At 27.6% G+C, this 23,497-nt stretch carries 25 protein-coding genes; 9 read left to right on the top strand and 16 right to left on the bottom strand.

Features of this window, described 5'->3' with window-relative positions; translation table 11 throughout:
- Positions 1-27: 27 nt before the first annotated feature.
- From ATH_RS09785 to yedE, 5 genes are all read right to left on the bottom strand, one after another.
- Positions 28-939: a HAMP domain-containing protein gene (locus ATH_RS09785; protein WP_066181996.1), complete on the bottom strand. Its 912-nt coding sequence runs from the start codon at positions 937-939 to the stop codon at positions 28-30.
- 5 nt (positions 940-944) lie between these two features.
- Positions 945-1,610, bottom strand: a complete 666-nt coding sequence (locus ATH_RS09780) for a response regulator transcription factor (protein ID WP_066181993.1) — start codon at positions 1,608-1,610, stop codon at positions 945-947.
- A gap of 71 nt (positions 1,611-1,681) precedes the next feature.
- The gene (locus ATH_RS09775) at positions 1,682-2,113 is read right to left on the bottom strand and encodes a c-type cytochrome (protein ID WP_066181990.1); all 432 of its coding nucleotides are present in this window, start codon (positions 2,111-2,113) and stop codon (positions 1,682-1,684) included.
- Between the two features lie 255 nt (positions 2,114-2,368).
- Positions 2,369-2,608, bottom strand: a complete 240-nt coding sequence (yedF, locus tag ATH_RS09770; protein ID WP_066181987.1) for a sulfurtransferase-like selenium metabolism protein YedF — start codon at positions 2,606-2,608, stop codon at positions 2,369-2,371.
- A 9-nt stretch (positions 2,609-2,617) separates the two neighbouring features.
- Positions 2,618-3,811, bottom strand: coding sequence for a selenium metabolism membrane protein YedE/FdhT (gene yedE / locus ATH_RS09765; RefSeq protein ID WP_066181984.1), 1,194 nt, complete (start codon positions 3,809-3,811; stop codon positions 2,618-2,620).
- 259 nt (positions 3,812-4,070) lie between these two features.
- On the opposite strand from yedE, the gene typA reads away from it, so the two are divergent.
- The 7 genes from typA to ATH_RS09730 all read left to right on the top strand — a co-directional run bounded on the left by typA (position 4,071) and on the right by ATH_RS09730 (position 10,495).
- The gene (typA, locus tag ATH_RS09760; protein ID WP_066390026.1) at positions 4,071-5,885 is read left to right on the top strand and encodes a translational GTPase TypA; all 1,815 of its coding nucleotides are present in this window, start codon (positions 4,071-4,073) and stop codon (positions 5,883-5,885) included.
- Between the two features lie 175 nt (positions 5,886-6,060).
- Entirely contained in the window at positions 6,061-7,197 is a 1,137-nt protein-coding gene (gene moeB / locus ATH_RS09755; RefSeq protein ID WP_066390028.1) for a molybdopterin-synthase adenylyltransferase MoeB, read from the top strand.
- Positions 7,198-7,206: 9 nt separating this feature from the next.
- Complete coding sequence (locus ATH_RS09750) at positions 7,207-8,421, top strand: EAL domain-containing protein (protein ID WP_066181973.1); 1,215 nt, start codon at positions 7,207-7,209, stop codon at positions 8,419-8,421.
- Positions 8,422-8,492: 71 nt separating this feature from the next.
- Complete coding sequence (locus tag ATH_RS09745; RefSeq protein ID WP_066390030.1) at positions 8,493-8,933, top strand: hemerythrin family protein; 441 nt, start codon at positions 8,493-8,495, stop codon at positions 8,931-8,933.
- A gap of 61 nt (positions 8,934-8,994) precedes the next feature.
- Entirely contained in the window at positions 8,995-9,435 is a 441-nt protein-coding gene (locus ATH_RS09740) for a copper chaperone PCu(A)C (RefSeq protein ID WP_066390031.1), read from the top strand.
- 10 nt (positions 9,436-9,445) lie between these two features.
- The gene (locus tag ATH_RS09735) at positions 9,446-9,922 is read left to right on the top strand and encodes a hypothetical protein (RefSeq protein WP_066390032.1); all 477 of its coding nucleotides are present in this window, start codon (positions 9,446-9,448) and stop codon (positions 9,920-9,922) included.
- Positions 9,923-10,495, top strand: a complete 573-nt coding sequence (locus tag ATH_RS09730) for an SCO family protein (protein WP_066181959.1) — start codon at positions 9,923-9,925, stop codon at positions 10,493-10,495.
- On the opposite strand, the gene ATH_RS09725 is transcribed toward ATH_RS09730, so the two are convergent.
- Positions 10,487-11,395 carry a metallophosphoesterase gene (locus tag ATH_RS09725; RefSeq protein WP_322853008.1) on the bottom strand — a complete coding sequence of 303 codons (909 nt, stop codon included), beginning with the start codon at positions 11,393-11,395 and terminating at the stop codon, positions 10,487-10,489. The two genes, ATH_RS09730 and ATH_RS09725, sit on opposite strands and share 9 nt — an antisense overlap.
- A gap of 343 nt (positions 11,396-11,738) precedes the next feature.
- On the opposite strand from ATH_RS09725, the gene ATH_RS09720 reads away from it, so the two are divergent.
- On the top strand, positions 11,739-12,293 hold the full coding sequence (locus tag ATH_RS09720) for a hypothetical protein (RefSeq protein WP_066181954.1): 555 nt from the start codon (positions 11,739-11,741) through the stop codon (positions 12,291-12,293).
- A 12-nt stretch (positions 12,294-12,305) separates the two neighbouring features.
- Here the strand turns inward: ATH_RS09720 and ATH_RS09715 are convergent, their stop codons facing one another.
- Both ATH_RS09715 and ATH_RS09710 read right to left on the bottom strand, forming a co-directional pair.
- On the bottom strand, positions 12,306-13,607 hold the full coding sequence (locus ATH_RS09715) for an aminotransferase class V-fold PLP-dependent enzyme (RefSeq protein WP_066181950.1): 1,302 nt from the start codon (positions 13,605-13,607) through the stop codon (positions 12,306-12,308).
- 68 nt (positions 13,608-13,675) lie between these two features.
- The gene (locus ATH_RS09710) at positions 13,676-14,968 is read right to left on the bottom strand and encodes a saccharopine dehydrogenase C-terminal domain-containing protein (RefSeq protein WP_066181948.1); all 1,293 of its coding nucleotides are present in this window, start codon (positions 14,966-14,968) and stop codon (positions 13,676-13,678) included.
- Positions 14,969-15,030: 62 nt separating this feature from the next.
- Between ATH_RS09710 and trpB the strand changes: the two genes are divergently transcribed.
- Positions 15,031-16,233 carry a tryptophan synthase subunit beta gene (gene trpB / locus ATH_RS09705; protein WP_066181946.1) on the top strand — a complete coding sequence of 401 codons (1,203 nt, stop codon included), beginning with the start codon at positions 15,031-15,033 and terminating at the stop codon, positions 16,231-16,233.
- A gap of 17 nt (positions 16,234-16,250) precedes the next feature.
- On the opposite strand, the gene ATH_RS09700 is transcribed toward trpB, so the two are convergent.
- From ATH_RS09700 to ATH_RS09665, 8 genes are all read right to left on the bottom strand, one after another.
- Positions 16,251-17,327: a sulfite reductase gene (locus tag ATH_RS09700; RefSeq protein WP_066181943.1), complete on the bottom strand. Its 1,077-nt coding sequence runs from the start codon at positions 17,325-17,327 to the stop codon at positions 16,251-16,253.
- 13 nt (positions 17,328-17,340) lie between these two features.
- Positions 17,341-18,735 (bottom strand): sulfate adenylyltransferase subunit CysN, encoded by a 1,395-nt coding sequence (gene cysN / locus ATH_RS09695; protein ID WP_066181941.1) that lies wholly within the window; start codon positions 18,733-18,735, stop codon positions 17,341-17,343.
- Between the two features lies 1 nt (position 18,736).
- The gene (gene cysD, locus ATH_RS09690; RefSeq protein WP_066390033.1) at positions 18,737-19,648 is read right to left on the bottom strand and encodes a sulfate adenylyltransferase subunit CysD; all 912 of its coding nucleotides are present in this window, start codon (positions 19,646-19,648) and stop codon (positions 18,737-18,739) included.
- A gap of 81 nt (positions 19,649-19,729) precedes the next feature.
- Entirely contained in the window at positions 19,730-20,431 is a 702-nt protein-coding gene (locus ATH_RS09685; protein WP_066185363.1) for a phosphoadenylyl-sulfate reductase, read from the bottom strand.
- 9 nt (positions 20,432-20,440) lie between these two features.
- Positions 20,441-20,671, bottom strand: coding sequence for a DUF2061 domain-containing protein (locus tag ATH_RS09680; RefSeq protein ID WP_066185366.1), 231 nt, complete (start codon positions 20,669-20,671; stop codon positions 20,441-20,443).
- Between the two features lie 6 nt (positions 20,672-20,677).
- Entirely contained in the window at positions 20,678-21,604 is a 927-nt protein-coding gene (cysK, locus tag ATH_RS09675; protein ID WP_066185367.1) for a cysteine synthase A, read from the bottom strand.
- Between the two features lie 18 nt (positions 21,605-21,622).
- Complete coding sequence (locus ATH_RS09670) at positions 21,623-22,036, bottom strand: RrF2 family transcriptional regulator (protein WP_066390034.1); 414 nt, start codon at positions 22,034-22,036, stop codon at positions 21,623-21,625.
- 10 nt (positions 22,037-22,046) lie between these two features.
- Entirely contained in the window at positions 22,047-23,315 is a 1,269-nt protein-coding gene (locus tag ATH_RS09665; RefSeq protein WP_066390035.1) for an O-acetylhomoserine aminocarboxypropyltransferase/cysteine synthase family protein, read from the bottom strand.
- Positions 23,316-23,497 lie beyond the last annotated feature (182 nt).

Raw genomic sequence — 23,497 nt, 5'->3', positions numbered from 1 at the left:
AAATTAGGATAGATTATACAATATAGATTATAAAAGGATTTTAAATGTATTGAATTCTTCTTTGTAAGTGTAAGATAACTCAAAACTATGTTTATCAATAATTTTTTTTACAATGCTTAAACCCAAGCCAAAACCATCTCTTTGACTCAATTCTTGAGTGAATGGTTTTAAATAGTATTCTAAATCGTTAGAGAGTTTTTTGCCTCTGCTTAAAACACTTATTTCATTTTTCTTTATTTTTATAATAATTGGTGAAGAACTAGCATATTTTAAAGCATTATCAATTAGATTTTTTAAAGCTATTGATAGATAATATAAATCAGCATCTATTTTAAAATTATCTTTTATCTCTATTTTTATTTTTGATTCATCTTCTAAATATAATTTTCCTAAAGCATCTAAAACTAAAGTTTCTGTACAAAAAGTAGAGATATTTAAATTAATAATATTTAATTTTTCTAACTCTATTAATTCATTTGTTAGCTTTTCTAAATCATTAAATATATTTTTAAGAAGCTCTTTTTTAGATAAATCATCAATCTTCTCTATGGCAAATTTTCCTTTTGCTATGGGAGTTCTTAGTTCATGTCCTATATCTCTTAATAGCTCTTCTCTTGTTTTAATAGAGTTTTCAAGTGAACTAGCCATTTTGTTAAATGTTTTTGCTAAAATTCCTATCTCATCTTTTGAATTTATATCTATTCTTGTTGACAAATCTCCATTTGCAAACTTTTTTATCTCTTTTGTTATTTTTTTGAGAGGAAATAGAAGTTTTAGAATATATAGAAAAATTAAGAAAAGTGCAAAAACATCTAAAAATACAAGAGAATTTAAAATATCAATTTTATTTGAGTTTATTTTATTCATCCAAATAGCAATAGTTATCATTAGAATTAGGCTTAAAATAAATAAAAATAGAAGTTTTTTAAATATAGACATAATTATTAGGCTACAAACTTGTAACCAATTCCCCAAATAGATTTAATATATTTTGGATTTTTAGGATCATCTCCAATTTTTGCACGAATATTTGAAATATGCATATCAATAGTTCTGTTTCTTGTATTTAAATCCAATGAACTAGCTTGTAATATCTGCTCTCTTGAAGATATTTTATTTTGATTTTTAACTAAATATATAAATATTTCAAATTCAACTTTTGTAAAATCAATTAGATAATCATCTATAAATATTGTTCTATTTTCTTTGTTAATTTTAAAGTTTGAAACTTTAAAAGATTTAAGAGAAGTTTGTTTTAAAATATATTCTATTCTTAAAACTAACTCTCTTGGTTCATAAGGTTTAGCAAGATAATCATCTGCTCCTATTTCAAAGCCTTGTATTTTATTTCCAATATCTCCTCTTGCTGATGAGATAATAATAGGTATGTTTTTAATCTCTTTTAGTTTTTTAAATAAGTCAAAACCATCCATATAAGGAAGCATTAAATCAAGAATTATTATTGAGTAGTTACTGTTTTGTTTGAAACTATTTATTGCATCTTTTGGATGCATAAAAGCAGTTGTTGAGAATCCATAATCTTGTAAATAATCAATTATTAAAGATTGCATTTGTAAATCATCTTCAATTAAAAGAACATTTTTATTCAATTTTATACTCCAAATATAATAGATTATTTACAAGATAATCCATACAAAAGTATGGATTACTTAGTTAAAGATTAATATTTTTTCCCGATTTTATCATAAAGTTCGTTTCTTTGAAGTCTAATTTGAATCTCTTTTAGAATCTCTTTATATGTTTCTTTGTCTAAATCTTTAGCCTCTTTCCAATCTGCTCCAGCTGAATTACCTAAATATGCAGTTGCATTTATAAATTCATTTAGAGTAATTTTTGGATCTCCACCATGTCTTGGCATTTTTCTAGTACCAACCCAACCATGTGCAACTGGAAATTGTTGTCCTTCTTCGATAAATTCCTCCCAATCATCTTTACTTCCAAATTTTGGTGCCTCTTTTAAGAACTTTGTTGAGTGACAAACAGCACATGACTCTGCATATACTTTTGCACCACTTCTCTCTTTTTTATCTCCTGCAAGTAAACTTGTTGTTAAGATTGATAAAAGCGATACTGTTAGTAAACTTTTTTTCATTATATATACTCCTTTTTTATTGTGATTAACTATATTTTTATTATATTACTACTTGATTTCGTCATAGTTCTTTACTTTTAAAATATTGTAAAAATAATTGAACTAAATATTATAAGTTTTGATTGAGAGATGATTTTCATATATTTCCTAAAATAGAGTAGTTATGAATTTTAGGTTAGCTTAATTAATATAGAATTAATAATTTGTCAAGAAAGTGTCAAGTTTAGGTTTTTCTGGCTTTTAAGCCAGAAAAACCTATTTTTGAATGATATATCTAATTGTTGGTCCATCACTATCTATTAATAAAACTTTATATCCATGATTTTTTGCATCAATTGGAATATTGTTTATACTTTGTGGACAATCACTAATTATCTCCAAAATCTCTCCATTTTCTAACTCTTTCATCGCTTCAAGAGTATTTATTGCAGGATATGGACAAGGCTCCCCTTGCATATCAATTCTATAATCTGGGATTATTTCTTTGTTTTCCATCTTTTTTCCTTATCTATTTCTTGATTTTCTTAAATATTTTTTCTCTAAAACTAAAATTAGTATAAAGAATGCAAATAATAGTCCATAATTTGCTACTAATCCACCATATTGACCAAAGCTTTCAAGTAGATTTATTTTTGGCCAAGAAGTAGCAAGAGGTTCAGAAATATCATCCCAAACAAAAGCTAATAATGTAGCACCAATAATATTTCCAACTCCAACTATCCAAAAATGCACTTGACCTTCAACAGCTCTATACATCCAACCACATTCACAACCACCAGCAAGAACAATTCCAAATCCAAATAATAATCCACCAATAACAACATTTGGTCCTGTCCAAAATATTTTAGGAACAGCACCCATATTTAAATATGTAAATACACCTAATGTTGCAACAATCATTCCAACAATAATTGCAATTGCTAATTCACTTCTTCCAGTTGTAAAAATATCTCTAAATGCAGATGTGAAACAGATTTGAGCTTTTGCAATAATAAGACCAAAAGATGCTCCAAAAAATACAGCCATACCAAGTTTAGGACTATTTGCAATAAAGATTAAATATAGCGCATAAGCAATTATTAAAAGTGCAATAAGTGTACCAAAAGTAAAAAATCTTTTTACTTTGTTTTCATCGTGTGAAAGAGGTTTTGCACAAGAAACTTTTTGCATTTTTATTTTTGATTGAAAGAATGGATGAAGAGCAACTTTTACTCCAAAATAGACTCCAACCATCATAAATGCTGTAAATACCCATGCATGAAATGAAAATTGTGGAATTCCTGTAAAAAAACTTGCAAGATTACAACCCATCCCAAGTCTTGCTCCAAAACCTGCAATAATTCCACCAATAAGTGCTTGCCAAACTCTAATATTGTTTAGAGGTAATCTAAATTTTACATTATTTCCCCAAAATGCAGCAGCAATACATCCTGCAAACATACCAATAATCATAACTCCATCAATTCTTGTGAAAATGTTTCCTTCAATGCTCATAAGTTTGTAGTAACCCCAAGTTGAAACATCAACTCCAAACATTTGTAAAAAATGTCCACCCCATCTAGTAAATTCTCCTGTAACTGCCCAGTAAGTTCCTGTAATTCCAAAATAATATGCACTTAAAACTCCAAGAGCAATAACTGCTGGAATTGGTGACCAAAATCTTGAAAGAGTTTTTTTAAAGTTTTGAATAAACTCCATAAAAAATCCTTTAAAATAAAAAATAGTGATTTGTTTGACTCTTGAGTTAGAAAAAGTAGTTCAAGTTGTCTGTTTGCTCCGCAAACCTAAAAGTAAAGAATTCTAAACTATTTAAGATTAATTTAAACTAAAAAGGTAAAAATAATTTTACTAAGAAAATTCTAAAAATTATAAATTATTTAACCATATTTTAAGCTATTATCTATATCTAAGTATTTCTTAGCTATAATCCGCGAAAATTTTAATATAAAGAAGACATATGAGAGATATTAGAAATATCGCAGTTATTGCACACGTTGATCATGGTAAAACAACAACGGTAGATGAGCTTTTAAAACAAAGTGGTACATTTTCTGCTCACCAAAATGTAGATGATAGAGTAATGGATAGTGATGCTATTGAAAAAGAGAGAGGAATTACAATTCTTTCAAAAAATACAGCTATTGATTATGAAGGTGTAAGAATTAATATAATTGATACTCCAGGTCACGCCGATTTTGGTGGAGAAGTTGAGAGGGTTTTAAAGATGGTTGATTCTGTTTTACTTCTTGTTGATGCACAAGAAGGAGTTATGCCTCAAACAAAATTCGTTGTTAAAAAAGCACTATCTTTAGGTCATAGACCAATAGTTGTAGTAAATAAAATAGATAAACCTGCAGCTGAGCCTGATAGAGTTGTTGATGAGGTTTTTGACCTTTTTGCACAAATGGATGCAACAGAAGAGCAACTAGATTTCCCAGTTATTTATGCTGCTGCTAGAAGTGGATATGCAAGATACAACTATAATGATGACAATATGGATTTCAAACCATTATATGAAACAATTTTAAAAGAAGTTCCAAAACCAAAAGGTGATGATACAAATGGTCTTCAACTTCAAGTGTTTACTCTTGATTATGATAATTTCATTGGTAAAATAGGAATTGCTAGAATTTTCAATGGTACTATTTCTCAAGGTGAAACAGTTGTTCTTTGTAAAGCGGATGGTTCTAAAATAAAAGGTAGAGTTTCTAAACTTATTGGATTTAAAGGACTTGATAGAATTGATATAAAAACTGCTGGTTCTGGAGATATTGTAGCTGTTGCAGGTTTTGAAACAATTGATGTTGGAGATTCTTTATGTGATCCATCAAATCCAATGCCACTTGATCCAATGCATATTGAAGAGCCAACTTTAAGCGTAACATTTGCTGTAAATGATTCACCATTAGCTGGAACAGAAGGTAAATATGTAACATCAAATAAAATTGATGAGAGATTAAAAGCTGAGATGAACACAAATATTGCTATGAATTATGAGCAAGTTGGAGAAGGTAAATTTAAAGTAAACGGAAGAGGTGAACTTCAAATTACTATTTTGGCTGAGAATATGAGAAGAGAAGGTTTTGAGTTTATTATTGGAAGACCAGAAGTAATTATTAGAGAAGAAAATGGTGTTAAAATGGAGCCATTTGAACATCTTGTAATTGATACACCAGATGAATTTAGTGGAGCAATTATTGAAAAACTAGGGAAAAGAAAAGCTGTAATGACAAATATGATTCCAATGGGAATTGGATTTACAAGATTAGAGTTTGAGATTCCAGCACGAGGATTAATTGGGATTAGAACAGAATTCTTAACTGAAACTAGAGGAGAAGGAATTATGAACCACTCTTTCTTAGAATTTAGACCATATAGTGGATCAGTTGAAAGTAGAAAATATGGTGCTTTAGTATCTATGGAAAATGGAGAAGCATTAGCTTATTCAATATTTAATCTACAAGATAGAGGAATTATGTTTATAAAACCTCAAGATAAAGTATATACAGGAATGATAGTTGGGCAACATTCAAAAGATAATGACTTAGATGTAAATCCTATTAAAGGAAAACAACAATCAAATGTTAGATCAAGTGGAGCTGATGAAGCTATTAGACTTGTTCCTGTAAAAACTATGTCATTAGAAAATGCTTTAGAGTGGGTTGAAGAAGATGAAGCAGTTGAAGTAACTCCTATTTCTATTAGAATTAGAAAAAGAGAACTTGACCCAACAGTTAGAAAAAGAACGGCTAAAAAAGAGAAAAACTCATAAAAGTTAATTTATAAATATGAGATTTGGAACTTTAGTCTCAATATCTAGAAAAAATAGCTAAGAAAGGGAAAGATTGAAACTCTTTCCCTTTTTTTATAGTTGATATTTATTATTAAAAAGAGAAGATAAATATCTCTTGTGCTATTCTTTTAGCTTAATTTCTATAAGGATAATTATGCTTGAAACTTCTGAAAAAAATAAACTTACTCTTGATGAAATAAATAGATATAGCAGACATTTAATAGTTCCTGAAATTGGACTAAAAGGACAACTAAAACTAAAAAATTCAAAAGTTTTAGTTGTTGGAACAGGTGCTTTAGGTTCACCTGTTTTACTCTATTTAGCAGCAGCTGGAGTTGGAACTCTTGGAATTATAGACTTTGATAAAGTAGAAGAGTCAAATCTTCAAAGACAAGTTATACATAATACAAGCTCAATTAATAAATCAAAAGTAGAATCAGCAAAAAAGCAGATAAATTTAATAAATCCAAATATAAATGTTATATCAATAGAGGAAAAACTAATAAGCAAGAATGCACTGGAAATAATCAATGGATTTGATGTAGTTGTAGATGGAACAGATAATTTCCCAACAAGATATCTAATAAATGATGCTTGTGTATTTTTAAATAAGCCTTTTGTTTACGGAGCAATATTTAGATTTGAAGGACAAGTTTCTGTATTTAATAAAAATGGTGGAGCTTGTTATAGATGTTTATTTAAAGAACCACCAGCTCCAAATAAAGTTCAGTCTTGTGCAGAAGCTGGAGTTTTGGGAGTTTTACCTGGAATTGTAGGAACAATTCAAGCAAATGAAGCTATAAAACTTATTTTAAATATTGGAGAAAACTTAGATAATAGACTTTTGACTTTAAATACTCTAAAAATGAAATTTCTTGAATATAAAATAGAAAAAAATGAAGAGTGTCCAGTTTGTAGTAGAAATCCAAGTATAAAAGAGTTAATAGATTATAATTTATTTTGTGGAATAAAAGATAATACAGAAGAGATTATTGTAGAAGAGATAAGTTTGATTGAATTAAAATCTATGATAGAAGAAGAAAATATACAAATAGTTGATATTAGAGAAAATATAAAAGAAGATGAGAAATCAATAAAGAACTCAAAACAAGTAGACATAAAAGATATACTTGAAGATTTAACTATCTTAAATAATCAAAAAAGAGTAGTATTAGTTTGTACAATAGGATTAAAAAGTAAAGAAGCTATAATAAAACTAAAAAAAGCTGGATATTTAGGTAAGATTTACTCTTTAAAGGGTGGAATTACATCTTGGCAAAACGATCAATAAAGAGTAAATATGCAAAATAACAATGAGATAACATTTCCTAAAAGAAGAGATTTTATACAAGATAGTCTTGATAAAAAGTTTAATAAATTAGCAATTTTTGATATAACAGGTTTTGGTAATGTAAATCATTACTATGGTTATGAATTTGGAGAAAAGATTCTAAAACTAGTATCTTCAAGGTTAGAAGATAAGTTTAAAAATGGAAATATTTATTATTTGGGAGCTGATATTTTTGCTGTTACATCAAATGAAAATATAGAAAAAGATATTTTTATACATGCAATTAAATCAATTATTTGGTATTTTGGATATTCACCAATAGAACTTGATGGATATAGAGTTTATATTCCATTAAGAGTTGGTGTTGCAATAGATTATGAGGAGCTTTTGTTTACTGCTGAATATGCTTTAAAACAGACAAGAGTATTAAAACATAATTTAGTTGTTTATGATAAAAAAGAGCATCATATTTGTCATCCAAATTCATCTAATATTGAACAAGAACTCTATTGGGAAACACAAATTATACAAGCTGTGAAGAAAGAGAAGTTTGAAATATTTGCCCAATTAATAAGTAATCAATATGAGAAAAAATATGAAGTCTTAGTTAGAATGAAAGATTCAAAAGGAGATATAATTTCACCTTTCTTTTTTTTAGATAGAGCAAAAAAGATAAATTTATATAGTTCTATTACAAAACAAGTTATACAAAAATCATTTGAATTTTTTGCAGATAAGAATATATCTTTTAATATAAATTTGTCAATTAGTGATATTTTAGATAAAGATGTTTTTGATTATTTAATACAAAAGATTTATGAGTTCGGAGTTGCTGAATTTTTAACTATTGAAATAACTGAAAGTGAAGGAATAGATAATCTTGAAGAAGTTATAACTTTTATAAATATTGTTAAAAGTTTAGGAGTGAAAATAGCAATAGATGATTTTGGAACAGGATACTCAAACTTCTCATATTTAGTAAAACTCCAAGCAGATTTTATAAAACTCGATGGTTCTATAATTCAAGATATAAATAGATCAAAATCAGCAAGAGCTGTAATAGAAGCAATTGTTTTCTTTGCAAAAAAAGTTGGAATGAGAACTGTTGCTGAGTTTGTATCTACAAAAGAGATTTATGATACTTGTAAAGAGTTAGAAATAGATTATTTTCAAGGATATTGGTTTGATGAGCCAAAAAGTGTAAAAGAGTTAAAAATAATCTAAAAAATTGATATTTATCAATGAGTAATTTAAAATAATCATCTACAATTTTCCTAGATAAAAAAGGAGTAAGAATGCTAATTGATAAAAATAGTTTACCACTTGTAGATGAAGAGTTTATGAATAATACACATTTTGAAGATGTAGATTTGATAAATAAACTTTATGAACATATAAAGATATTCCAAAAAAAGAGTTCAGATGAGAATTTTAATTTTCTAAAAGATAGTTATAAATCTTGGCAAAAGCACACAATAGAGCATTTTAAAACTGAAGAAGATGAGATGCAAAAAAGAGCTTTCTTTGCATATCCTTTTCATAAATCAGAACATGATAGGAATCTTTTAGAGATAGAAAATATTTGGAATAGTTTTGAAAATAGTAAAGATATTGAAGCTTTAAAAAACTATATTGAGTATGATTTGATAAATTGGTTAATAAATCATATAAAATCTATGGATACTATAACTGCAAGATTTTTTAAAACAGGAATGAGTCCTTGTTCAATGATGTGATTTAAGAAATTAACACTAAATTAACACTTCTTATATATAGTTTCAATAAAAAAGGGAAAAGATGAAAAAGATTATTATTCTATTTTTATTTGGAGCTACACTTCTTTTAGCTTCAGATTCTATAAAAGTAAGTGATGCCTATGCAAGAGCAACTCCACCAAATATGCCAAATAGTGCAGCTTTTATGAACTTAAATAATATTACAGATAAAAATATATCACTTATAAAAGCAAGTTCATCTCTTGCAAATAAAGTTGAGCTTCATACTCATGATATGAAAAATGGTATGATGAAAATGTATGAAGTAGAAGAGATTTTAATAAAAGCAAATAGTAATACAGATTTAAAACCAGGTGGATATCATATTATGTTAATTGGTTTAAATAAGTCTTTAAATGAAGGTGATTTAATAGACTTATCTTTAGAGTTTTCAAATGGAGAAATAAAGAATTTAGAATTAGAAGTAAAGAGTATAAAACAAGGTATGATGAAACATCATTGAAAGAGATTTTATGAATAAAGAGTTAAAAATAAATATTATATTAGTTTCAAGTACTATTTTTTTGGTGATTTTATATTTTACTATTGATTTTAACTCTATTTATCAATCTTTTAAAAAAGATATAAAGTATATAGTTCAAGATGAAGATTGTGATTTAAGAAATAGCTCTTGTAAAATAGTATTAGAAAATGGAATAGAACTGATTTTGGATATTGAACCAAAAAATATACCGCTTATGAACGATTTAGAATTTGTTTTAACAAGCAATAAAGAGGATTTAAAGAAAATATCTTTAAATATCTATTCAACAACTATGAATATGGGAGAAATAAATGCAATATTTCATAATATTGGAGATGGATATTATAGTTTAAAAACAATGCTTCCAGCTTGTGTATATGATAAAATGACTTGGAATGCTGATATAAAAATAGAAGAAAATAATGAAATTTTAGGTGCAAGATTTAGCTTTGAAACGAGAAATTAGATGAAAATAGTTTATAAAATATTAATAGCATTATTTGTAGCAGTTTTATTTATATTGCTGATAGAACCTTTAGTAGATAAATTTAAAGAGAATAGAAATTATAGTTTTACCTTAGATACAGTAGATGGACAAATTACAAAAGATGATTTCAAAAGCAAAGTTTTAGCTGTATATTTTGGATATACATTTTGTCCTGATGTTTGCCCAACATCATTAAGTGCTTTAGCTCAAGCTATTAATGAATTAGAAGAACAAAACAAAGATGAGATATTAGGGCTTTTTATAAGTGTTGATCCAAATAGAGATAAATTGGAAAACTTAAAAGAGTATGCAAAATATTTTCATAAGAATTTTATAGGAGCTAGTTCAACAAAAGAGAATATCGATGATATCATAAAAAGATATGCTTCTAATTATGAGTATATATATTTAAAAGGTTCAGCTATAGATTACTCTGTTGCACATACTTCATATATTTATATTTTTGATAAAGATGGAAAATTTGTAGAGAAAATCGATCACTTTTCAGATGTAGAAAAGATAAAAGATGTTTTAGGAAAAGCATTAAGATAAAGATAAAACAGTTATTTCACTACTTGCTCCAAGTCGCATAGGTGGTCCCCAAAAACCAGTTCCTTTATTTACATAGATTTGTGTATAAGTATTGTGTTGGTGAAGTCCTTTTACATAAGGTTGCTCTAGTTTTACTAAAAAATTAAAAGGAAAAATTTGTCCACCGTGAGTATGTCCAGAAAGTATTAAATCAATATCTTTTGTATTTTCTAATTCTTGTTCTAAATCTTTAATATATTTTGGTTGATGAGCCAAAAGAATAGTTGGAGAATCTTTTTTACAAGTTTTTAAAGTTTTATTTATATCTGGAATATATGAACCAAATCTATATCCAAATCTATCATAAACTCCAGCTAAATTAAATCCAAAATTATCTTCTCCAATATAGATAGAATCATTTTCTAAAACTTTTATTCCTAAAGAGTTTACATAAGAGATTATTTGTGAAACATCATGAAAATATTCATGATTTCCAACTATAAAATATGTTCCATAAGTAGATTTTATATTTCTTAATTCATCTAAAGCAGATTTTGCAAAATTTAGATTTGTATCAACTAAATCACCAGTGATTACGACAACATCAGCTTCTAAGATATTTACTTTATTTACAAGCTCTTTTATAAATTTCTGATTTATAAGTCCACCAATATGAATATCACTTAGCTGAACTATTTTATAAGCTTTTTTAAGATTATTTAGTTTTATATTTACAGCTTCAATTTCTATATTTCTTGCATTATCCATAGCTTTTGCATTTGTTGCAAGTATTATTGAAGTTGTAGTTATATCAAGTGATTTTTTAAAGAAATCTCTTCTGTTTTTTTTGTATTTAGTTTTTTTTAAACCAATTGAGATGATATCGTGAATAATAGCTATTGTAAATGTTAAAAAAATCACCCCAATTGGTAGGGAAAGGAGAAAATAGAGCCAATTTGGCACTATTGGAAAATATCTAGCAAATGGATACAAAAGTACCCCAAAAAATGTTAAATATAATAAAAAGCTAAGATATTTCCTAGTTTTATAACTAAAATCTAGTTTATTTATAAACCTTCTCTTGATGATATAGGTCTGAAAAGAGAAAGCAATAAAAAAAACTATAAAGAAAATTATAAAACTCATAAAGGAATGATAATTATTTTTAGTTAATAGTATTTAAATAAATAGTTAATCATTTTTTAATCTAGTTGTAACTAACAAATAAATATAATCAATGCCAATTTTTATATGAAAGATTAATATGATTAGAAAACTTTTAGCACTTTTTACAATATTTTTTAGCATGAACCTTTTTTCAATGGGATTTAAAACGGATACTTTTTTAGGTGCAGGATTGGGTTTAAATTTTGATAAACAAAAAATAGATAATAAAAGTAATACTGAAAATGGAACATTAATTATGTTAAAAGGTGGATTTATAATAGAAAATTATAGAAGAGTATCTTTTATATATAATCCAAGTTTTAGTGATGAAACTAATATAAATAAGCTTTATTCATCTTTTGATTATATTTTACCTTTAAATTATAGCTATGGAACAAAAGCATTTTTAGGAGTTCATTTGGGGCTAGTAAATGTTGAAAATAAAGAGCTTGAAGGTTCAAATCCAAATTCACTTATATATGGAGCACAATTTGGAATTATAAATGAACTTGCAAATAATTTAGAATTAGAAACAGGCTTGGTTTATACTAAATATAATATTGATAAAGATTATACAAAAAATGGAACGGGTGTAAAATATAAATTGGACAATAGCACTTCTTTATATGTAAGTATTAACTATAAATTTTGAGATAAATAAACTCTAAATAATTAGAGCTTTTATCTCATCTACTAAATTCTTTATCTGCTCTTTTGTATGAGTAAAATGAACACCAACTCTTAGCCATCCTGGTCTATTTTTCATAGATACTTTTTTTAGATTTAACAAATCATGACCATATGGTCCAGCACAAGAACAACCAGCTCTTGTTTGAAAGTTTTTTGTAGAAGAAAGTTTAGAGCATAAATCATAAGGATTAAAATCTTTTATATTAAAAGAGGTAATACCTATATTCATACTTTTATTATTTCCATAAATTACAAGATTTGGAATAGTTTTTAGTTCATTTAAAAGATAAGAATATAGCTCCTCTTTTTTATTTTGAATATATTCAAGTCCAATTTCATCTCTTAGTTGATAAGCTAAACTTGCTTTTATAAATTGGATTATTGCAGGAGTTCCTGCATCTTCTCTTATTTCTATATCTTTTTCATAAATTTGGCTAGATTTATTTACATATTTTACAGTTCCACCACCACTAAAAGTTGGAGCTAATTTTGTATTTATTAAAGTTTTTTTAATAACTAAAATTCCACTTGAACCAACTCCTCCTAAAAGCTTATGAGGAGATAAAAACATTGCATCATAGTATTTACAAGGAATATTTATATATGGACTTGAAGCTGCTGCATCAAAACATACAATAGCATTATATTTTTTTAGAAGATTAGAGATTTTTTTATAGCAAGTTACAATTCCACTAACATTTGAAGCTATTGTAAAAGAGCCTATTATTTCTCTTTTTTTATTCTTTTCAAGTATTTTTTCAAGATGTTTTAAATCTATCAATCCATCTTCTTGTAATCTTACTCTTTTTACTTGAGCCAAAGATTCTCTAAAAGATACTTCGTTTGAATGATGTTCATAAGGACCTACAATAACTAAAGGTAAAGCTTTTTTATCTATATTGTTTTTTAATCTAGTTTTTGTTGCAGGTGGAATATAAAGTCCCAAAAGTTCTTGAAAATGTTTTATTGCTGATGTTGCTCCTGAGCCACTTGGTAATATGGCAAAATTATCATCAATTTTTAATGATTTTCTTAAATTATCTCTTGCACCATCATAGAAAGATGTTGTAATTTTAGCATTTCCTGACTCTTTTGAGTGAGTATTTGCATAAAATTCTAGTACTTCATGAATTCTATTTTCAATCTGTCTAAATGCTAATCCTGAAGCTGTGAAATCAAAGTATCTCTCTTTGTGTTTACCTATTGTATTGTATTTTAGGAAATTCTCTTTATCTACATTTTCATTCAAAAATGGTCTAAAAATATTGTTATGCATAAATTGTCTCTTTTTAAAATTAATAAAAATTATATAAGAGATAATTTTAGCTTATTTGTATTTTAAAACTATTTAATCTGGCTATAAATATTTATTTTATAGCTACTTAGCTCTCTTTTTATAATATCATTTAATTTCTCACCAAATATTTTTGGAAGATTTTCACTTAATATTACACCACTTAAAAGATCTTTTTGTAATAAAGAGTAGAAAATTATTATTCCAGCTCCGATTCCTGTTGGATAAGATACATAAGTACTTCCACTATATGGGGTTTTTAAAAGGTCAAGATACTTACTAAAAGATAATCCAATTGATTCAATACTTGTTATCTTTTTTCTACTTTTTGGATGAGAAACTTCTAAGTAAATATCAGCGATTGCAGAAAATTCTGCATATTTTATAGTTTTCTTTTTTATATAATCTTCTATAACTTCAGGACTTTTCATTTTAGGAATTATATTTTTTATAACACTATTTATAGATATTTTCTCATTTTCATTATCAATACAGTATTTGTCTGAAAAAAGATTTAATTGATATAGATTTTTCATAAGTTCAAGCTCATTTCCACCAATATTTAATTTGATATTTTCAATTTCAGGAAAACTATCTTTTAAAGATATTAGCTCCTCTTGAAAAACAGGATAAATATCAACTATATTTCTAAAATATGGAAACTTATAGATTTTTGATTTTGAAAACGGTTCAATCTTTTTAATTTTATTGTTTTTAACAAAAATTGGTGGAAATGCAAGTTCATCTATTGCAACTTTTGGTGACCACGAAAAGATAAGTTTTTTTGATTGCAACTCTTCTAAAAGATTTAATTCAATCTTTGTAATTTTAACTTCATAAGGAAGATTTTTAATTGAGTTAATTCTATCTCCGATTAGAAAGTTTGTAATTCCTGGAGATATTCCAAGATTTATAAGTGCAAAAAGATTTCTTTTTTTAAACTCTTTTTCAAAGCTTTGTTGCTCAAATTTTAAAGAGTTTATAACATCATCTTTATAGATATCACTAGCTAAATCAGCATAGTTTGCATTGAATTCTAAAGCTAGTTTCATAATATTAAGATTGTATGAAGGCGTTGAACTATTTATAAAAATATCAAAACCTTTTAACTCTTTTTTATACTTATCTGGATTATTAAAAATATCATCAAAATTTTCTATTTCTAAAAAATTTGAGTTTTCTAACAAATCAATATTTTTATAAAAATGTAATTTGGCTCTTTTCTCACTTCTTACAATAAATAGAAACTTTGCACAACTCTTTTTATTTTTATCTGCTTGTTCACTTAAAAGTGTTGAAATAACACTACAAACGGCACCAACTCCAAAGAATACAACTTTCATAATTCCCCCATCTTATTAAAAATATGATACTATTTTCGTATTTTATTTCAAAGGCACTTAATATGCAAAGACAAAAACCTTATTTAGATAGTTTTCCAGATTCAAATGGTTATTTTGGGAAGTTTGGTGGCTCTTTTATTCCACCTGAATTAGAAAAGCCATTTTTAGAGATAAATGAAGCATATAATAAACTATCAAAAGATTTTAACTTTATAAATGAGTTAAAAAATATAAGGAAATATTACCAAGGAAGACCTACTCCTATATATTTTGCAAAGAATATATCAAACAAAGTTGGTGGAAATATATATCTAAAAAGAGAAGACTTAAATCATACTGGAGCTCATAAATTAAATCACTGTATGGCTGAAGCACTTTTAGCAAAATATTTAGGAAAGAAAAAACTAATTGCTGAAACAGGAGCAGGGCAACACGGAGTTGCTTTGGCAACTGCAGCTGCTTATTTTGGATTAGAGTGCGAAATTCATATGGGTGAAGTCGATATAAAAAAAGAGTATCCTAATGTTGTAAAAATGAGAATATTAGGTGCAAAAATAGTAGCAGTTACAAAAGGTCTAAAAACATTAAAAGAGGCTGTTGATAGTGCATTTGAAGCATATTTAAAAGATACAAAGAATTCTATGTTTGCTATTGGTACTGTTGTTGGTCCAAGTCCTTTTCCTAAAATGGTTAGAGATTTTCAAAGTATAATAGGTTTTGAAGCAAGAGAGCAATTTTTAGATATGACAGGAAAACTTCCAGATATGGTTACAGCTTGTGTGGGTGGAGGAAGTAATGCTATGGGAATATTTAGTGGATTTATTGAAGATAGTGTAAAGTTATATGCAGTTGAACCAGCTGGAAAAGGTGATAAGATAGGTGAACATAGTGCAAGTTTAACTTATGGAGAAGAGGGAGTTATGCACGGATTTAACTCTATTATGTTGAAAGATGAAAAAGGTGAACCAGCACCTGTTCATTCAATTGGTAGTGGAATTGATTATCCATCTGTTGGACCAGAATTAGCATATTTAAGTAGTATTTCTAAAATAAATTTAGGACTTTGTAGCGATGATGAAGCAGTTGAAGCATTTTATACTTTATCAAGATTAGAAGGTATTATTCCAGCTTTAGAATCTTCTCATGCTCTAGCTTTTGCTATGAGATATGCAAAAGAGAATAAAAATGAATCAATTCTTGTGAGTTTAAGTGGAAGAGGTGATAAAGATATTGATTTTGTAATTGAAAACTATCCTTTAGTTTAAAAGTTTTAGCTTTTAAACTAAAGTTCTAATTCTAAAAGGCTTGAGTTTAAATTTTCACTATTTTGTGATGGAGCATCAAGTATAATAATATTTGATTTGTGTGTTATTTTTATTTTACTAGCTTGATTTTCTTCTAAAATTCTAATAAAATCTTCGAGTTTCTTTTGTGTAAAATTTTTATATTTTGAATTTAAACCAATATATGAAAAACCATCGTTCATACTTTTATGAATTCCCATTCTTGGTTTTTTTGGATCTATATTTGAATTTATTAAAGAAGAATCAAATATCTTAAAATCCAGCATAGAAGATAAAATATGAGAGAAATTTATTAATTCTAAATCTTCTATAAAACTTTTAAAATCTGTAGTTAAATAATCTTCTCTTTGACCATATTCTTTATAAATATTTGCAATGGCTCTTGCTGTTGGAATAACTTGAGAGTAAGCAATATTCCCAATTGAAGTAGAACCTATCTTTATCTCAAATACAATTTTATCTTTTAAATTTTTTCTAGCATTAAAACTAATATCAGGAATAACTCCAGCATCACAACCTTCAGGATAACCACTTATTGCAAATTGTAAAGAGTTTGGAAGATTAAAGAAGTTTTTATTTCCAACAAAAGTACTATTTAGTCTATTTGCTAACTCTTCAACATCAAAAAGCTGAGTTGAATCAAGACCATTTACAGGACAAGTTATAACACTTTTTATACTATGACCAGATTCAAAAAAACTTGACAAAGAAGATTCTTGCAAAATATTAAAAATATTTGGAAGAGTTGATAATCTTATATTTTTAAACTCTAGTTTTTGACCTTCATTGAAATTTACTTCATCAAAACCAAATCTTTTTAATAGAGCTAAAATAGTTTTTAATTGAATTAAATTTAATTCTCCTAAAAGCAGAGGAATTTTTAGGCTAAAGCTTGTTTGATTATTGTCTTCAACATAAATTCCATGCCATTTAAAGCGTTCTAAATCCTCTTTTGATAGCATTTCGCCTGTAACACAGTAATAAAATATATCAGCAATAATATCATTGCTTGATTTATCACTTTTTATTTTTTCTATATTTAGTTTGTATGACATAAATAATTCTCCCCTATTGAATAATCTCTTTGCAATTCCAGTGTGGAAAATGTTTTCTAACAAGAGCATTAAACTCTATTTCAAAATCACTATAAGAGTTTTTTTCTTTTTGATTAAAAGATTTACTTCTTATCATTCCTGCACCGACTGTATTATTTGAAACTCTATCTATTATTATAAAGCTTCCCATAGTTTTTATTTTATCATATGAATCATATGCAATGTTTTGTTCTAGGTCAAGTTTTACTCTTGCTATTTCGTTTAAAACTAAATTATCTGTTTTTTCTTGTTTTAAACTATTTACATCGGTTTTATAATAAATCTCATTTATTGTTCCACTTGTAGTTGTAGTTGCTCTTTTTATGAAATATTGCTTTTCTTTTACTAAAGCATTTTCGCTAAGCCAAACTAAATCAACATCAAAACTTGATGCTTCATCAATAAGATTATCACTTTTTACAATAATATCTCCACGACTTACATCAATTTCATCTTCTAAAGTTAAAGTAATAGCTTGATCACAATATGCATGAGTTAAATCTCCTTCATAAGTTACAATACTTTTTATTTTTGAACTTTTATTTGAAGGAATAACTGTAATTTCATCTCCAACTTTTATAACTCCACTAGCAATAGTTCCACAAAAACCTCTAAAATCAAGGTTTGGTCTATTCACATATTGAACAGGAAATCTGAAATTTTCTAAATCTCTATTACTATCTATTTTTACATTTTCTAAATACTCCAATAGAGTTTCGCCTTTATACCAAGGAGATTTTGTACTTCTATCAACAATATTATCACCATTTAAAGCAGATAAAGGAATTAAAGTTATTTTACTTTTTACTTCTAACTCCTTTGCAAAAGATAGGTAATCTTCTTTTATTGATTCAAAAATCTCTTCTTTGAAATCTACTAAATCCATCTTATTTACAGCTACTACAATATGGTCTATACCTAAAAGTTTATTTATAAAGGTATGCCTTTTTGTTTGAGTTTGAACACCATATCTGGCATCTATTAAAATAATTGCTAAATTTGCTGTACTAGCTCCCGTTGCCATATTTCTTGTATATTGTTCGTGACCTGGTGTATCTGCAATAATAAATTTTCTTTTTGGAGTTGTAAAATATCTATATGCAACATCAATAGTAATCCCTTGTTCTCTTTCACTTTGTAAACCATCAACCAATAAAGATAGATCAAATTCATTATTTGTTGTATTGTTTTTTTTACTATCTTTTTTTATATTTTCTAGTTGGTCTTCAAAAATTGTTTTAGAATCATGAAGTAATCTTCCAATAAGAGTAGATTTGCCATCATCAACATTTCCACAAGTTATAAATCTAAGAAGTTGTTTATTTTCATGCTCTTTTAAATAAGCTTTTATATCATTAATTTGTTCCATCTTAAAAGTATCCTTCAATTTTCTTTTTTTCCATTGAACCTGAGCTATCATTATCTATAACTCGTCCTTGCCTTTCACTTGTACGACTTAAAAGCATCTCTTTTATAATCTCTTCCAAAGTTGTAGCATTTGAACTAACAGCTCCTGTTAGAGGATAGCAACCAAGAGTTCTAAACCTTACCATCTCCTCTTTTATTACATCATTTTTTTCTATTGGCATTCTTTTATCATCAACCATTATTTTCACACCATCTTTTTCAACAATTGGTCTTTTATCTGCAAAATAAAGAGGCACTATTGGTATTTGCTCAAGATAAATATATTGCCAAATATCAAGTTCTGTCCAGTTTGAAAGTGGAAAAACTCTAATACTTTCGTCTTTATGAACTCTTGCATTATAAATATTCCAAAGTTCTGGTCTTTGATTTTTTGGATCCCATCTGTGATTTTTATCTCTAAAAGAGTAGATTCTCTCTTTTGCACGGGATTTCTCCTCATCTCTTCTAGCTCCACCAAAAACAGCATCAAATTTATATTTATTTAGTGCTTGTTTAAGTCCTTGAGTTTTCATAATATCTGTATGAACAGCTGAACCATGAGTAAAAGGGCTAATATTCATATCAATTCCATCTTGATTTGTATGAACTAAAAGCTCAAATCCTTCCTCTTTTGCTCTTTTATCTCTAAAAGCTATCATCTCTTTAAATTTCCATAATGTATCTACATGAAGTAGTGGAAATGGCAATTTTGCAGGTGCAAAAGCTTTTAGTGCAAGATGCAACATAACAGCTGAATCTTTTCCTACACTATACATCATTACAGGGTTATCAAACTCTGCAACAACTTCTCTTATTATATGAATTGATTCAGCTTCTAGTTGTTTTAAATGTGTTAGTTGTTTTGTATCTAACATCTATTCTCTCCTCTTTAATTTGTGTCTGTACTTTTTCTTTTTGCCAAAGGCTAGTTCTTACTCTCTTTTGGATATAAAAAATCACTTTTTGTGAAGTCCACACTCTTTATGATTAGGGTCTTCCCACCACCATCTTCCAGCTCTAATGTCTTCACCATCTTTAATTGCTCTTGTACAAGGTTCGCAACCAATACTTGGATAGCCACTATCATGAAGTTTGTTATAAGGAACTTTATTTGTTTTTATATAATCCCAAACATCATCTTCGCTCCAGTTTATAAGTGGATTTAGTTTTATAATTTTAAAATTATCATCCCACTCAATTATTGGCATATTGGTTCTTGTAACACTTTGAGAAGCTCTTAATCCAGTTATCCAAATATCAACATCTTTTAATGCTCTTTTAAGAGGTTCTATTTTTCTAATATTACAGCAGTTTTTTCTATTTTCTATACTTTCATAGTGACCATTTATTCCTTGAGAAATATATAGTTTTTCTATATCTTTATAATTTGGAAATAAAACTTCTATTTTTACACCATATTTTAAATTTGTTGCATCCATAACTTCATATGTTTCTTTATGTAATCTTCCTGTATCAAGAGTGAATACTCTACTATTTTTATCTACTTTAAGAATCATATCTGTTAAGACCTGATCTTCTGCACCAAAGCTAGAGCTGAAAGCAATATTTGAGTAATTATCAAATATATATTTGATTAAATCACTATGATTTAAAAGTAAAATTTTTTCTTCTATTTTTATAAAATCTTCAAAATTCATTATAAGCCTTTAGATTTGATAATCATTCTCTGTTGGTTTGTGTAAACCAAACTTTAGTTTATTCCAGATTCTTTCGTGATAATAGTATAAAATCATTTTTGTAATAACTTCAATACTTCCTATTGAAGCAGCCATAATTAAATTTCCAGTAACAAAATAAGATACAATCATTGTATCAAGTGTCCCAACTGTTCGCCAAGAAATTGTCTTGGCAACAGATCTATAAGGTTTTTCGTGCATATATACCTACTCTTCATATTCATAAAGACCAGAACTTAAGTATCTCTCTCCTGTATCACAAAGAATTGTAACAATTGTTTTACCTTTGTTTTCTGGTCTACTTGCAATAATTTTAGCAGCAAGGGCATTTGCTCCTGAAGATACACCTACAAGAAGTCCTTCCTCTTTTGCCAATTCTCTTGAAGAGTTTATTGCATCATCATTATCTATTTTGATAACTTCATCAATTTGCTTTGTATTTAAAACATCAGGTATAAATCCAGCACCAATTCCTTGGATTTTGTGTGGTCCAGGGTTTCCTCCACTTAAAACAGGACTAGCTTCTGGCTCAACTGCAATTATTTTAATATTTGGATTATGAGCTTTTAAAACTTCACCAACACCTGTTAAAGTTCCACCAGTTCCAACACCAGCAATAAAGAAGTCCACTTTTCCATCTGTATCTCTTAAAATCTCTTTTGCAGTTGTTTCTTTATGAATTGCAGGATTTGCAGGATTTTGAAACTGTTGTAAAATAATTGAATCTTTAATTTCATTGTTTAATTCAACTGCTCTTTCAATAGCACCTTTCATACCTTTTTCAGCTGGAGTTAGTTCAAGTTTTGCTCCAAGTGCAACAAGAAGTCTTCTTCTTTCAACACTCATAGATGCAGGCATTACAAGAATAAGTTTTAATCCTAAAGCTGCACTAACACTTGCAAGTGCAACTCCTGTATTTCCACTTGTTGGTTCAATTATTGTTGAACCTGTTTTGATTTTTCCTTCTTCTAGAGCAACTTTAATCATATTTGCACCAATTCTATCTTTAACACTTGAACTAGGATTCATAAATTCACATTTACCTAAAACCGTAGCTCCTTCTTTACTTGCTTTTTGTAATTTCACTAAAGGAGTGTTTCCTATTAGTTCTGTTATATTGTTTGCATATGCCATAATACTTTCCTCTCTTTATTATATATTGTAATGTAAAAACTGATTATATTTGTTTTGATACTCATCTAATTTTGATAAGCTTAAATCAAATATCTTTTTCATTTTCTCTTTTGACTCATCGAAAAATAAGTCTAATATTGGATTATTTGTCTTTTGGTCAGCAATTTTTAAGTCATCTTCCAAAGTTATCAAAATATCCACCACTTTTATATCATCTGCACTTCTTGCTAAATGATAACCACCTCTTGCACCTCTTATACTGTTCACAAGACCAGCTTTTCTTAGTTTTCCTAAGAGCTGTTCAAGATAGTTCTGCGGTATAGACGCATTTGCAGAAATATCTTTAATTTGCATGGGAGAGTCATCATTATGTTTTGCTAATTCATGCATAGCTGACAATCCGTAAATCCCTTTTGTCGAAATTAAAGGCATATCTTAACTCTTAAACTAATGCTTGATTTAAATCTTCAATTAAATCAACACTATCTTCTAAACCAATTGAAAGTCTAATTGTAACAGGACTTACACCAGCATTTTTTAACTCTTCTTCACTTAATTGAGAGTGCGTTGTTGAAGCTGGATGAACAATAAGTGATTTACTATCTCCAATATTTACAACCACACTAAATAGTTTTGCACTATCAATAACTTTTTTGGCTTCTTCAAAACTGCTTACTTCAAATGAAATTAATCCACTTGCTAAGCCATTTTTGAAATATTTTTGAGCTTTTGTAAAATATTTATCATCTTTAAGACCAGGGTAATTTACACTCTTTACTTTTGGATGAGATTTTAAAAACTCAGCAATTTTTAAAGCATTGCTTGAATGTTTCTCAACTCTAATACTTAAAGTTTCTAGGCTTTGAATTAGTAACCACGAGTTAAATGGTGCAGGAGTTGCTCCAATATCTCTAAGAAGTGATAATCTAACTCTTAAACAAAAGTTTGGAAGAGGAACATCTGTATAAACAAGTCCATGATAAGAAGCATCAGGAGTTGTAAAGTGTGGGTATCTTGCACTATTTTGTTTGAAGAAATCTGCTAAACCATCTCTTTCAACTATAATTCCACCTAAAGCTGTACCATTTCCACTTGTATATTTACTTGTTGAGTGAACAACAATATCAACTCCCCAAGAGATTGGGTTAAATAGATATGGAGTTGCAACAGTATTATCACAAATTGTGATAATTCCATATTTCTTTGCTACTTCAACTATTTTTTCAATATTTGGAATTGCAATTTGTGGATTTGAAAGAGATTCAAAAAAAATACCTTTTGTTTTATCATCTACTAAGCTTTCTAAATCATTAGCATCATCACTTTTAAAAGTTTTTACAGAGATTCCAAATCTTTTTAAAGTAAAATGAAACAGAGTTACACTTCCACCATAAAGTTTATCAGAGATTAAAATATTATCTCCAGCTTCAGCAATATTTGCAATAGCATAAAAAATTGCACTAGCTCCACTTGCAGTTGCAAGAGCAGCAGCACCATTTTCAAGCTGTGCATATCTTTGCTCAAAAATATCTGTTGTTGGATTTGTTAATCTTGTATAAATTGAACCAAGCTCTTTTAATCCAAAGAGATTTGCTGCATGTTCACTATCTCTAAAAGCATAAGCTGTTGTTTGAGAAATAGGAATAGCCATCTCGCCATTTCCATTTTTTTTATCATATCCAGTATGGATTGCAATTGTATCTTTTTGCATTTTATATCCTTTGTTTTTTAATCAAGTTTAAATTTATGTAGAATTATAAGCAGATTTTTTTTAATTGTCAAGTCTTTTAATCAAATTTATATAAATATGATTAGGTAGGGCTTTCGATTAAAGTATATCAAATTAATATGGATTGAGAAACTATTTAAACTTAATTAGGTTAAAATATTAAA

The sequence above is a fragment of the Aliarcobacter thereius LMG 24486 genome, from assembly GCF_004214815.1.
Lineage (GTDB): Bacteria > Campylobacterota > Campylobacteria > Campylobacterales > Arcobacteraceae > Aliarcobacter > Aliarcobacter thereius.
This window is presented reverse-complemented; position numbering and strand designations above follow the sequence as displayed.